General features: G+C 43.9%; 12 protein-coding genes. All 12 read left to right on the top strand.

The genetic code is table 11. The annotated features are described in order from the left end of the window. The first annotated feature begins 95 nt into the window (after window positions 1-95). Entirely contained in the window at window positions 96-1232 is a 1137-nt protein-coding gene (gene hyaA / locus ACED29_RS00810) for a nickel-dependent hydrogenase small subunit (RefSeq protein WP_371696734.1), read from the top strand. A gap of 2 nt (window positions 1233-1234) precedes the next feature. Continuing rightward, window positions 1235-2938: a nickel-dependent hydrogenase large subunit gene (gene hyaB, locus ACED29_RS00815; protein ID WP_124014783.1), complete on the top strand. Its 1704-nt coding sequence runs from the start codon at window positions 1235-1237 to the stop codon at window positions 2936-2938. Window positions 2939-2969: 31 nt separating this feature from the next. Then, complete coding sequence (gene cybH / locus ACED29_RS00820) at window positions 2970-3638, top strand: Ni/Fe-hydrogenase, b-type cytochrome subunit (protein WP_371696736.1); 669 nt, start codon at window positions 2970-2972, stop codon at window positions 3636-3638. Between the two features lie 15 nt (window positions 3639-3653). Next, entirely contained in the window at window positions 3654-4208 is a 555-nt protein-coding gene (locus ACED29_RS00825) for a HyaD/HybD family hydrogenase maturation endopeptidase (protein WP_182741688.1), read from the top strand. After that, window positions 4201-6129: a NiFe hydrogenase gene (locus tag ACED29_RS00830; RefSeq protein WP_371696738.1), complete on the top strand. Its 1929-nt coding sequence runs from the start codon at window positions 4201-4203 to the stop codon at window positions 6127-6129. Before ACED29_RS00825 ends, ACED29_RS00830 begins: the two co-directional genes overlap by 8 nt. Before the next feature lie 55 nt (window positions 6130-6184). Beyond that, the gene (hypF, locus tag ACED29_RS00835) at window positions 6185-8623 is read left to right on the top strand and encodes a carbamoyltransferase HypF (RefSeq protein WP_371696740.1); all 2439 of its coding nucleotides are present in this window, start codon (window positions 6185-6187) and stop codon (window positions 8621-8623) included. 478 nt (window positions 8624-9101) lie between these two features. Beyond that, on the top strand, window positions 9102-9815 hold the full coding sequence (gene hypB, locus ACED29_RS00840) for a hydrogenase nickel incorporation protein HypB (protein ID WP_124014778.1): 714 nt from the start codon (window positions 9102-9104) through the stop codon (window positions 9813-9815). Window positions 9816-9817: 2 nt separating this feature from the next. Next, window positions 9818-10060 (top strand): HypC/HybG/HupF family hydrogenase formation chaperone, encoded by a 243-nt coding sequence (locus tag ACED29_RS00845; protein ID WP_371696742.1) that lies wholly within the window; start codon window positions 9818-9820, stop codon window positions 10058-10060. After that, complete coding sequence (gene hypD, locus ACED29_RS00850; RefSeq protein WP_182741684.1) at window positions 10057-11184, top strand: hydrogenase formation protein HypD; 1128 nt, start codon at window positions 10057-10059, stop codon at window positions 11182-11184. Before ACED29_RS00845 ends, hypD begins: the two co-directional genes overlap by 4 nt. Further along, entirely contained in the window at window positions 11174-12181 is a 1008-nt protein-coding gene (gene hypE, locus ACED29_RS00855; RefSeq protein ID WP_371696743.1) for a hydrogenase expression/formation protein HypE, read from the top strand. Before hypD ends, hypE begins: the two co-directional genes overlap by 11 nt. Beyond that, entirely contained in the window at window positions 12181-12525 is a 345-nt protein-coding gene (locus tag ACED29_RS00860; RefSeq protein WP_182722865.1) for a hydrogenase maturation nickel metallochaperone HypA, read from the top strand. Before hypE ends, ACED29_RS00860 begins: the two co-directional genes overlap by 1 nt. Window positions 12526-12620: 95 nt before the next feature. Then, window positions 12621-12785 carry a hypothetical protein gene (locus tag ACED29_RS00865; protein WP_165870019.1) on the top strand — a complete coding sequence of 55 codons (165 nt, stop codon included), beginning with the start codon at window positions 12621-12623 and terminating at the stop codon, window positions 12783-12785. Window positions 12786-12961: the final 176 nt, after the last annotated feature.

Below are 12961 nucleotides of genomic sequence, written 5' to 3' on the forward strand. Positions count from 1 at the left end.
CATCAAAGAGGATTTTTAGCCGAGTTCTAAAATTGATACCGATAGATTGCAACTCATTATTAGCAACTGAGCTAACTTAAGCAGAAGGTATCAACATGGACACACATGCAGCCCTTTATAAACAGGGTCAAGATCGCCTTGATTATTTACGCCAATTTGCCCAACGTCAGCCTGTCTCATTACAAGAAAAAATGGCTAACCTTGGGATATCTCGTCGAGACTTCATTAAGTGGACCGCATCGGTCTCTGCAATGTTTGCCTTGCCCCTACCCTTTAGTAACTTGGTCGCTGAAGCAGCTGAATTAGCCGACCGAGTCCCACTCATTTGGTTACACCTAGCCGAATGTACTGGTTGCTCCGAGTCATTAATTCGCACTGACTCCCCCAACCTTGACACGTTAATTTTCGATCATATCTCACTTGAATATCATGAGACGCTGATGGCGGCCTCTGGTTGGCAAGCAGAAGAAAACTTAGAAAATGCCCTTGAAACCTACAAAGGTCGCTATTTACTTGCGGTTGAAGGCGCTGTGCCGACGGCTAACAATGGCACCTTTTTAACCGTCGGCTGTAAAGGCCATACGGGTCTGCACATTGTCAAAGAAGTGGCTGAAAATGCTGCGGCAATTGTCTCTGTTGGCACCTGTGCCGCCTTTGGTGGTGTGCAAGCCGCAGCGCCAAATCCGACAGGGGCAAAAGGGGTTTATGAAGTGGTCGATAAGCCGGTGATTAACTTAGGCGGTTGCCCTCCGAGTGAAAAGAACATTGTTGGCACAATAATGTATTTCATTATGTTCGGTAAGTTGCCAGCCCTGGATATGTTTAATCGTCCTAAATGGGCCTATGGCGCACGGGTACATGATAATTGTGAACGTCGTGGTCGCTTTGATGCCGGCGAGTTTGTTGAAGAATTTGGTGATGAAGGCGCAAAAGCTGGTTACTGCCTTTATAAAGTCGGTTGTAAAGGTCCTTACACCTACAACAACTGCCCAACGGAGCGTTTTAACCATCACACGAGTTGGCCTGTGTTAGCCGGTCACGGATGTATGGGGTGCTCTGAGCCTAATTTCTGGGATGACATGGCCGATTTTGAAAAACCACTCGGACGCCAACTGTTACACGGTGTTGATGCTACAGCTGACACCATAGGTGCAGTCATTTTAGGCGCAACCGTTGTCGGTATTGGCGCCCATGCAGTAGCAAGCGTATTTGCTAAGCCTTTGGAGGAATAATCATGAGTAAACGTGTCGTTATCGACCCTATCACCCGCATCGAAGGCCATTTACGTGTCGAAGTTGAAGTGGATGACAATAATGTCATTACTAAAGCTTGGTCTTCGTCGACCTTATGGCGCGGCATTGAGGTGATTTTAAAAGGCCGAACTCCAATGGATGTGGGCTTAATTGTGCAACGTATTTGTGGCGTATGTACTTATTCGCACTATCGTTGCGGTACTGAGGCGGTTGAAAATGCCCTCGGAGTTAAGATCCCTCTTAATGCAAAATACTTACGCAGCTTAATGCAGTCGTCATTATATATGCATGATCATATTGTGCATTTTTATCATCTACACGGATTAGATTGGGTGGATGTGGTATCGGCATTGAGCGCCGATCCGGCACTGGCGGCACAAGTGGCGATGAAATACTCTGATACGCCCATTGCTGCTGGTGAAGGTGAACTTAAAGCCGTACAAGCCCGCGTAAAAGGCTTGGTTGAAACCGGAAAACTCGGGCCATTCGCGAATGCTTATTGGGGTAATAGTACTTATCGCTTTAGCCCTGAACAAAACCTCATTGCGTTATCGCATTATTTAAAAGCCCTTGAAGTGCAACGTGTTGCCGCTGAAATGTTAGCGATATTTGGTGGTAAATCGCCACATCCACAGTCGATTGTTGTGGGCGGCGTAACCTCAGTGCGTGACATGTTAAGCCCTGCCCGTTTACAAGAATGGAAACAAAAACACGCTATCGTACAAGATTTTATTGAGCGAGCTTATCAAGCCGATATTGTGATGGCGGCAGAAGCATTTGGCTCTGAACCCAGTGTACTTGGCGGGGTAAATGTTAGCAGCTTCTTATGCGGTGAAGACTTTATTACCTCCGATGGCGAGTATTTATTCCAACAAGGGGTGATTTTAAACGGTGATTTAGCCAATGTGTCAGATATCGACCCTAGCTTAATTAAGGAAGACGTCACCCATGCTTGGTATCAAGCTGATGGGCCGCAACATCCATATGTAGGTACCACAATTCCTGATTACACTGGCTTTATTGAGCGCGATACTGTCTACGGCAAATTGCCAACCATTAATGGCGACGGTAAATACTCTTGGGTTAAATCACCACGCTATCAAGATGAGCCGTTAGAAGTAGGTCCATTAGCCTGTTTACTGGTTAACTATGCCCGCGGAAATCAGGTTGTTGTCGATGCGGTAAACGGCTTGTTAGCCCGTACCGGCTTACCTCTTGAGGCGCTATTTACCACCTTAGGTAGAACAGCTGCACGTATGCTGCAAACGGTATTAGTCGGTCAAGCGAGTTTACAAACCTTTGATGCCTTACTGGTCAATATGCAGTCAGATGAATCAACTTATGTGAAGCCTGAAATTGATCCAGACCGCGTTTATGAGGGCTTTGCGATGATTGAAGCACCTCGCGGTATGTTAAGTCATTGGATCCGCATTAAAAATGCTAAAGTTGAAAACTACCAAGCAGTGGTCCCCACTACCTGGAATGCTGGCCCTGTGGATGCTAATGGAAAAATGGGCCCTTATGAAGCATCCTTGATTGGTTTGAAACTTGAAGACCCAACTAAGCCTTTAGAAGTCATTCGCATCATTCATTCCTTTGATCCTTGTATGGCGTGTTCAGTTCACGTGATGGATTACAAGAAACAGACTCTAGGTCAATTTAAAATTGATCCAAATGGGTTTTAATCAGAGGTAATGGATTAGGAGGGATAAAAGTATGCAACATATTGCAACCCACGACCGGCAGTTGATATTTACTCCAGCGATTCGAATATTTCACTGGTTACGTGCCTTGTCTATTTTAATATTAGTGATCAGCGGATTTTATATCGCATGGCCATTTTTAGTGGCACCGGCTAGCACAGATGTCTTGGTGCAAGGTTGGATCCGCTTTGCGCATATCATTTTTGGATTTTTGTTAACCAGCATCACCTTAGTGCGTTTTTACTTGTTTTTCTTTAGTCGAAATAGCATCGAACGACGTTCGTTTAAAGATGTGTTGAGTGTAAAAAGCTGGATAACGCAAATAAAATCCTATTTTTGGATGGGCAGTTTAGACAAAGCTGGGGTTTACGGACCATTACAGTTTATGACTTATGTGGCCATTTCGTTTGTTGCCTTGATTATGTGCATCACTGGCTTAGTGCTTTACGCCAATGTGTATCACTTAGGTGTTGGCGGAATGCTAGGTGATGTATCAGCATGGATAACTGGTCTTTGTGGCGGATTAGCACCACTGCGAACTTATCATCATTACCTAACATGGGCCTTCATTATTTTTGTGGTGATCCATGTGTATATGGCGGTGTGGTCTGGTATTCGCTTTAAACATAATTCAGTCGATTCCATTGTATCTGGTTACGACTATCACAAAGTGCGTAAATAGGATGAATCAATAATAGTGAAAAAAATATTGCTGTTAGGTATAGGCAATGTATTGTACGCCGACGAAGGAGTCGGCGTGCATTTTGTCAATTATATCAAAGACAAATATCAAATTAGCCATCTAACTGACAGTATGGATATTGTCGATGGTGGCACCCTCGCCCAAGGGCTAATTCCAATGATCAGTCGTTATGACCATTTAATAGTGGTTGATACGGTTAACAGTGTTGGTGTGAAGCCTGGCGAAGTGTATTTTTTTGATTTTGACCACGCCCCTGCTGAAATTGATTGGCAAGGCAGTGCCCACGAAGTAGAAATGCTGCAAACACTCAACATGATGGACATTGTCGGTGACAGACCGCTCACATTTGTTCTCGGCGTTACCCCAACGGTAATTGAACCAATGACATTAGGATTGACGCCAGATTTACATGCCGCCATTCCTGTGATGGAACACGCACTATTATCCCATTTGGCCAGCTTAGGATTTAGCCTGGAAATTGTGAATAATATAACCATTGATCAGGTGATTCCTGACGCTTATAAGCGAGGTTGCTATGTCGATGCATAACATTCGATTTGACTTTGTATGCCAGAGGCATGTGCCATTATATGAGCACTTGTGTAATCAATATCTGGACCGGACTGAACTTAATATTAGTATTGGTGCAGAATCTGACCCGCAAACAAGTACCACACGTTATTTTATTGAAGCCTTTGCCACACAAGCTCAACTTGAAGCGTTAGCAGACGATATTGCCAGTGATTTTTTACTGTCGGTTTGGTTACTCAGCACTCATATTGAACGTATTGAGCAGCACAGTGGCCAGCGAAAACCTTTGGCGATGTCAGCCAAATCTTCAGGGTTACCTTTGTATTTTTGCCAACATTGCCAACCACTTTTTGGCGATAATCAACAGCCCTCTTTTGGTAATATAAACCTGCACTGTGAACACTGCATGGGGCATGAGAAGCTAAGTCGCGATGAAAAATCGTTAACTCAGGCCGATATTGTGTTAATGGCCAACCGTTTAATTAGCCATAAATCACTGCCCTTACCTATTCTCGGGTTAACCTTGTGGTTAACGCCACCCAGCCCATTAACAGATGAGCAAGCCAAAACGCCAACGCAGACTGAAACACGCCAAGCGAATCAATACCAAAGACCACACATATTAATTTGTAACCCCAATTCACTTAATAGCCATTTTATCGTCAATGACAGCCAAGTGTTGGCTTTATCGAGTATTGAAAAACCGTTAATTTGCGTTCGAGCAAGTAGCGATCATCCCAGCTTATTGGCGCCCTTGTATGAGATCCAATTCGCTGAAAACCGTTTGTTGGTGATCCTCACCGAAGTGCTGCGCCAAAAAGGCATTCATTGGTTATACGTGAGCAAGAATAGCGATCAACAAACCAGCCACGATGGCGTACTGAAAGCGCCATTGCGTTTAGCGATGATTAATCATCAGTGGTTGCCCATTACCAGCCTGAGTAATGGCACTATGCCCTTGCCCTCTACTATCACTTGTTTACATGATGAAAATAACTATCAATATGGTCATTTTGCGTTTCGTGCTCACACCACAAACACCAGCATAGACTGGCAAGTCAGCCCTGCTGAGCCACCAGCAACAATGTTAGAGAATGTCATAACTGACGATTCAAGTGATGTCAGCACCTCAATAACGACCAGTTTATGTGCATTAAATGCCGCACTATTACGTTGTGACCTGACCAAAAAAATTCGTAAAGCGCAATTTGTAAAACATGCTGCGGTACTATATTTCAGCCAACATAATGCCAGCCAAATCGTCACCCTAGATAGCCAAAATCAGCCTGAGTTGTTTTTTGAAATCCCCAAACTGCCTTTATCTGGTTATGAGATTTGTCATCGCTTATCTGAGTCGCCACAAAAAAGTCTGTTGGATAAGTTTAAGCAGTTATTTCCTGCAGAGTATAACCAACTGTTGGATCTGCACATTCAAGCAGATGATGGCGCATTGTCACAATTAATGGCGGTTGCAACGCTTATTATTGGCGGCTATTCGGTTGAGACCGCTCAGCGAGTCACTGTCACTGAACTTGCCGATAAATTTATCGCCCTGGCAATGGCGCATCAGGGTAACAACGCTCCACGAATTGACTTTCCGCTCACCAAGGGAGCCGCGCATCGAGGTCTCAATTGGTGTAAAACGTTAGGCACATTAATGAGTTTCAAGCTAGCGGGTGAAACTAACTTAGCCAAATTAGCCTTTGCATTTCATGATTCGTTTGCAGATTATTTAAGTCATTGGATAGAGCATTTAGATCAAAATATTGGCATAAAACAATTAGTGATTGCTGGCAGTGACTTTGCCAATCCGGTGTTAACTGAACGAGTGCAAATACGCATTGGTAAAAACTTTCCCCTAGTGGTTAATCCGTTATTGGATTTTGATGGCGTTAATATCGCAATAGGTGGTCTATATCTCAAACAACGCCGCGGATAAAGGGTATCTTTAGGTATTTCAGTTTTTGCTTATCCTCGTTTGAGATTGAGTTTTTATGAAGCCATTACGACAAGTTACCGTTATTGTTAAAGGTATTGTACAAGGAGTTGGATTTCGTCCCTTTGTGTTTCGGCTGGCACACCAATTGAATTTAGTGGGCAGTGTGCTCAATAATCATCTTGGGGTGACAATTATTTTGCAAGGCAGTAACCAACTGATTGAGCAGTTTATGGATAGTTTGACTCAATCACCTCCGCCATTAGCGCGAATTGATGCCATTGAAGTCATAAATCACCGCCAATTAAGTCAATTTGACGGATTTAGTATTATCGATAGCCACATTCTAGACGGCGAACATGCCAACGTCGCTATTTCAGCCGACATGAGTATTTGCCTAGATTGTCTCGATGACATTAACGATCCTCATAACCGTCACTATCAGTACCCGTTTACCAATTGCACAAATTGCGGCCCGCGTTATAGCATTATTGATTCACTCCCCTATGACAGATGCAACACTGCGATGGCGGATTTTGTGATGTGCGATCGCTGCCGCGCGGCTTATACCGATCCACTCAATCGACGCTATCATGCTCAGCCAGTGAGTTGTCCCCACTGTGGCCCACAATTAACCTTTAGTACCATCAATGCTAACGCCGAATTTCTCTATGACTCGTCGATGCTAATCGCATTAGAGCAAGCCGTTGAAATGATTAACCGTGGCGGCATTGTGGCCATTAAAGGCTTAGGCGGATTCCATTTAGTCTGCGATGCCACTAATAATGACGCTGTGGCAGCACTGCGCCAGCGTAAACAGCGCCCAGCAAAGCCTTTGGCGATTATGGTAACCAACTTAGCTCAAGCTCAACGGTGCGTTAGTGGTACGCCAGCAGAATGGCAAGCATTAACCAGTCCTGAGAAACCCATCACCTTGATGAATAAACGTCATACTCGTGCAAAGAGTGATAACAATGATGCTGCAAGTAAACATAATAACGCTATCGCACTTAGCTCATTGCTAGCACCAGGTATTGATCGCCTTGGGATCTTTTTGCCCTACACCCCATTACACCATTTATTAATGCAGCGTTTAAACAAGCCCATTGTGGCAACCAGTGCCAATCGCAGCGGCGAGCCGATTATCACGAATAAGACTGATATCGAAAAACATCTAGCCCATGTTATTGATGGGATACTTTACCATAACAGGCCGATTATTAATGCCTGTGATGACAGTGTGGTGCAAGTGATCGACGAGCAGGTGCAAGTGATTCGATTGGCCCGTGGCTATGCGCCACTGACCGTCAACCTTCACTCTCCCATGCTATCTAATAGTCAACACAGCGTATTAGCAGTTGGTGGGCAACAGAAAAACACCGTTGCATTTGGCTTTGACGATAATCTGATTGTTTCACCGCACATTGGTGATTTATTCAATCTAGAAGCACAGCAATATTTCAACCAAAGTTTAGCAACGTTCAGTCGCCTATATGATTTTAGCCCAAGCCATATTGTGCATGATAATCATCCACAATATGCACCGACTCAATGGGCGTTGAATTATCAATGTGAGCATCAACTGCCGCCATCTCATTGTATTGGCGTACAACATCATTTCGCCCATGTACTGTCGGTGATGGCAATGCATCAACATACTGATCAAGTTGTAGGATTTAGCTTTGACGGAACCGGCTTAGGCGATGACAGCGTACTATGGGGCAGCGAAGTGATGCTGGCTGATATACACGGTTTTACCACTTTGGCACACTTTAGTTCCTTTAAGCTTATTGGCGGTGAACAAGCGATTAAGCAGCCAGTGAGAATTTTACTGGCATTATTATTTGAGCAGATGTCACTGCAACATGTGCTCACACTTCCCATTGCTGCGATACAAAATTTAGGCCGACATAAGGTAATGAATTTGTATCAGTTATGGCGTAACAATAGCCATTGTATTGAATGTCGCTCTGTTGGACGCTTATTTGATGCACTGGCGGTGGCATTAGACTTTATTGGCAGCTCACAATATGAAGGCCAAGCCGGTATGATGATTGAAGCCGCTGCAAATGACTATCTTAACAATGTCGGTATTGAGGGCTTACCGGCACTCTTACCGGTAACACTCAACAGGTTAAGCTGCACGGGTAATCAGACGGATAAAGCAATTGAGCCAGTGCAATGGCACAGCAGTGACTTTATCGCTCAGTTAATCAATCATTTGCTCACTCACTCACAAAGCACTTCAATTAAACAGCAAATATGTTGGCATTTTATTCATGCCATTAGCCAGCAAGTTAACCAAGTCGCTCAACAGTATCCGCAGCTACCACAGGTATTTTGTGGTGGTGTATTTCAAAATAAACTCTTACTTAGTCAATGTCTTGATGATTGTCATCAAGGTGGCAGGCGCTTTTTACCCAGTGGTCATATTCCTATCAATGACGGTGGTATTGCATTGGGACAATTGTGGTACGCCATTCATCACATGGCTTAGTATTAAATGCTAGAGGTTTTTTACCCTGCCTCTGCAATCGACTTACCGTGAATTAGATAATGCTTAATTGCTAATTGACGGTGGTATTGCATTGGGACAATTGTGGTTTGCCATTCATCACATGGCTTAGTATTAAATGCTAGAAATTTTTTACCCTGCCTCTGCAATCGACTTACCATGAATTAGATAATGCTTAACTGCTAATTGACGGTGGTATTGCATTGGGACAATTGTGGTATGCCATTCATCACATGGCGTAGTATTAAATGCTAGAGGTTTTTTACCCTGCCGCTGCAATCTAATTACCATGAGTTAGATAATGCTTAACTGCCAATAATTGCGCTATTGATCACATAATTTACTCAATAGCACTTTTGTTCACAGTCTTTATTACAAAATCTGATGTGCATCAAAGAATGCAGCAACCAATTAACCGACACTTATTGATAATCATAACAATAAGGTTAGGGAACATCATATGTGTAAAGATTGCGGTTGCTCAATGACTCATGACCATACTCTTCATAGTAATCCTCAGCTTAACGACAAAAAGACGTTAGCGGTTATCCATAAGATATTGGATAAAAATGACGTAGAAGCACAACATAATCGTGATCATTTTGCCGCTCATCAGGTAAGCGCATTTAACTTAATGAGCAGTCCCGGTAGCGGTAAAACCAGTCTGTTAGAGTGTTTACATGAATATCTCGATGCTCGTTATGCGGTAATTGAAGGCGACCTTGAAACCTCACGCGATGCCGACCGCTTAATAGCCAAAGGCATCAATGCCTATCAAATTCAAACCGGCTCAGCCTGTCATCTCGACGCTTTTATGGTTCACGGCGCACTGCATCACATTAATTTAGATGATGTAGAGATTTGTTTCGTTGAGAACGTCGGCAATCTAGTGTGCCCAGCCAGTTATGATGTCGGCACCCATAAAAATATTGTGTTGTTATCAGTGCCTGAAGGTGACGATAAAATTGAGAAGTATCCAGTGATGTTTCGCCGTGCCGATTTGGTCGTTATTACTAAATCTGATCTGCTGCCTCACTTTGATTTTAGTATTGATGAGGCTAAAGCACAGTTAAGTAAATTAAATCCCAACGTTGAATTATTAGTTGTATCAGTGAAAAATTCTGATTCAATGAAAGCATTGGCGAGCTGGTTTGATAAGCATCAGGAATATTAATTATGTGTTTATCAATCCCATCAAAAGTTGTTGAAATTCATAGTGATGAAACAGTAACAGTTGATACGCTTGGCGTAAAACGTCGCGTGAGTTGTCATTTAATCAGTGATCCGCTCGCCATTGGTGACTTTGTCTTGATTCACATTGGTTTTGTGATGAATAAAATTGACCATAAAGATGCTCAAGAAAGCCTCGATTTGTATCGTCAAATAGTCACCGCGATGCAATTGGAGTCAGAGCAATGATGACCCTCAATGACTTTTATCAAGGATTTCGAGATCCACTGACGATTCGTCATTTGGCGCAATTAATTGCGCAACAAGCAGCTAAAACCAACGAGCAAATAAACATCATGGAAGTGTGCGGTGGTCATACACACACCATTATGAAATACGGCTTATTACAATTATTACCCGCCAACATTCACTTTATTCATGGTCCTGGTTGTCCGGTCTGCGTTATGCCCAAAGAACGCATTGACCATGCTGCCGCCCTTGCCTCCCAGGCCGATACCATATTAGTCACCTTAGGCGATATGATCAGAGTTCCCGGTTCTGTGGGCAGTTTGGCGCTATTTCGCTCAAAAGGCTGTGATATTCGGCCAATATACGATCCACTAGATACCCTAGCGATTGCCCGTGATAATCCTGATAAAACGGTGATTTTTTTCGCCATTGGTTTTGAAACATCAACGCCAATGACAGCGGCATTATTAGCGCAAGCTGAAGCGCTAAAGATCGACAATTTATTGTTTCATATTAACCATGTGCTAGTGCCACCAGCCATTGATGCTGTGATGTCTGATAGCCGCTGTCAAGTCAATGCCTTTATTGGACCAGCACACGTGAGTGTAATTAGCGGCGCCCAAATTTATCAATCTACCGTGGATAAATACAAGACACCGGTTGTGGTGTCTGGCTTTGAACCTGTGGATGTTATGGAATCTATTTTGCGCATTGTGCGTCAAAAAGTAGCAGGCAAAGCGGAACTTGATAACCAATACAGCCGCTCAGTGAGCTACGAGGGCAATATTGCCGCACAGCAACTGGTCGACAAATACTTTATGGTTCGCGACAGCTTCCGTTGGCGTGGACTTGGGCCGATTGCTAACTCTGCGCTGACGCTGCGGCCTGAATATCATCACCGTGATGCTGAACGTATTTATGCCAAGATATTGCCCACAGAGGAAATTGATGATCATAAAGCCTGCATGTGTGGCGATATTTTGCGTGGTTTGGCCAATCCTAAAGACTGTAAAGTGTTTGGCCGAGGTTGTACGCCACAAAGCCCGCTTGGCAGCTGTATGGTGAGCTCTGAAGGAGCCTGTAATGCTTATTATCGCTATGGAGAAGTGAGTCATGTCGACTAAAAAAACCATTCAGCTTAGCCACGGTGGTGGCGGTAAAGAGATGGACCAATTGATCCATGAGCTGTTTTTTAAAGCCTTTGATAATCCCATTTTGACCGCGCAAGAAGATGCGGCCACATTGAACATGTGTGGTCATATTGCCTTTACTACCGATTCATTCACAGTTTCACCGTTGTTTTTTGCTGGTGGCGATATCGGCAAGTTGGCGATTGCTGGCACAGTAAATGATTTAGCTATGATGGCCGCGCAACCTGAATATTTGAGCTGCAGTTTTATTATTGAAGAGGGATTTCCTCTTGATGACTTAAAAACCATTGTTAACAGCATGGCGACTGAGTTACGTAAATCTGGCGCTCGAATTGTCTGCGGTGATACTAAAGTGGTGCCTAAAGGCTGTGCAGATGGCTTGTTTATAAACACGTCTGGCGTAGGGCGTATTTTACGTCCTGATATTTCAGCGCGTAACTTACAAGTCGGAGATGCGATTATTGTCTCTCGGGATATTGGCTGCCACGGCGCGGCCATTTTAATGGCTCGCGATGGCTTAACGCTTGAGTCTGAATTGCACAGTGATTGCGATACTTTATGGCCTATTATTGAGCAGTTACTTGTGGCCAACATTAACATTCATGCTATGCGCGACGCCACTCGGGGCGGCTTATCCGCTGTATTAAACGAATGGGCTAAAGCGTCGCAAATTGGCATTAACGTTGACGAAGCCAGTATTCCTATTTGTGATGAAGTCAAAGGCTTATGTGAATTATTTGGCTTTGAACCTTTTGATTTAGCCAATGAAGGCACCTTTATTATGGCCTTACCAATGGATGTAGCCGAAGGCGCAATTGAAGTCATGCAGCGTTATGGTCATTGTGAGCATGCGGCGATAATTGGCCAGGTGACTGACGGGCATCCCGGTAAAGTGGTGCTGCAAACCCCTTGGGGCAGCACTCGCTACTTAGATTTACCACAAGGTGAATTGCTGCCAAGGATTTGCTAATGCATGAATACTCGATTGTGATGGCGTTAATGGAGCAGTGCGAAGCCTTAGCTTTGGAGCATCAAGCCACAGGCATAGAGCAAGTGGTGCTTAAGATTGGTATTTTAAGTGGCGTCGAACCCGCTTTATTATCCCAAGCATTTGAGACCTTCAAGCTTGAAACGGTATGCCATAACGCTAAATTGATAATGAATATTCAACCGTTAGTGTTGCAATGCCGCGACTGCCAAACGCAATCAGAAGTCAATGAGCGCACTGTGATATGCCCTGAGTGTGGCGGCAATAACACTCTAGTGATCGATGGTGAAGACATGATGCTGATGCAGTTGGTGCTCGATACCTAGCATTGATACAGATAACAATTAACAGATTATTGAACGACGCGTTAACTCAATCAAAACGATGATAACAAAAGTAAACCCAACAGAAGGACTCCACCATGAAATATTTATCTCTTGCCTTTATTCTTGCCACCATTCCATCTATTGCCATGGCACATGAGGGACATGGAGGGGTAGGACTTTTTCATCATTTCACTCAACTCACTCCAGCCATCGTACTTGTGGCTATTGTGGCCTTTATCTATTGGAAGCGAAGTAAGTAATCAAGCGACTCGTGGTTAAGCGATAGGTAACGCCAGTTTAGGCTCTGTATTGCTAAGCAAGAACAAACTGATTGCCTTCACGAGTTAACCTGAACTCAAGTTAGTGAGTGTATAGCTGCAATAAAAAAGCCTTCCAGTGGAAGGCTTATTGTGTGGCTGCAATTTATCAGCAGCGC

Source organism: Shewanella sp. 5S214 (genome assembly GCF_041439795.1).
Classification (GTDB): Bacteria; Pseudomonadota; Gammaproteobacteria; order Enterobacterales; family Shewanellaceae; genus Shewanella; species Shewanella vesiculosa.

What these genes read in the sequence shown, in the direction of transcription:
- hyaA (WP_371696734.1), top strand. Translation starts at nt 96, where the DNA reads ATGGACACACATGCAGCCCTTTATAAACAGGGTCAAGATCGCCTTGAT.
- hyaB (WP_124014783.1), top strand. Translation starts at nt 1,235, where the DNA reads ATGAGTAAACGTGTCGTTATCGACCCTATCACCCGCATCGAAGGCCAT.
- cybH (WP_371696736.1), top strand. Translation starts at nt 2,970, where the DNA reads ATGCAACATATTGCAACCCACGACCGGCAGTTGATATTTACTCCAGCG.
- ACED29_RS00830 (WP_371696738.1), top strand. Translation starts at nt 4,201, where the DNA reads ATGCATAACATTCGATTTGACTTTGTATGCCAGAGGCATGTGCCATTA.
- hypF (WP_371696740.1), top strand. Translation starts at nt 6,185, where the DNA reads ATGAAGCCATTACGACAAGTTACCGTTATTGTTAAAGGTATTGTACAA.
- hypB (WP_124014778.1), top strand. Translation starts at nt 9,102, where the DNA reads ATGTGTAAAGATTGCGGTTGCTCAATGACTCATGACCATACTCTTCAT.
- ACED29_RS00845 (WP_371696742.1), top strand. Translation starts at nt 9,818, where the DNA reads ATGTGTTTATCAATCCCATCAAAAGTTGTTGAAATTCATAGTGATGAA.
- hypD (WP_182741684.1), top strand. Translation starts at nt 10,057, where the DNA reads ATGATGACCCTCAATGACTTTTATCAAGGATTTCGAGATCCACTGACG.
- hypE (WP_371696743.1), top strand. Translation starts at nt 11,174, where the DNA reads ATGTCGACTAAAAAAACCATTCAGCTTAGCCACGGTGGTGGCGGTAAA.
- ACED29_RS00860 (WP_182722865.1), top strand. Translation starts at nt 12,181, where the DNA reads ATGCATGAATACTCGATTGTGATGGCGTTAATGGAGCAGTGCGAAGCC.
- ACED29_RS00865 (WP_165870019.1), top strand. Translation starts at nt 12,621, where the DNA reads ATGAAATATTTATCTCTTGCCTTTATTCTTGCCACCATTCCATCTATT.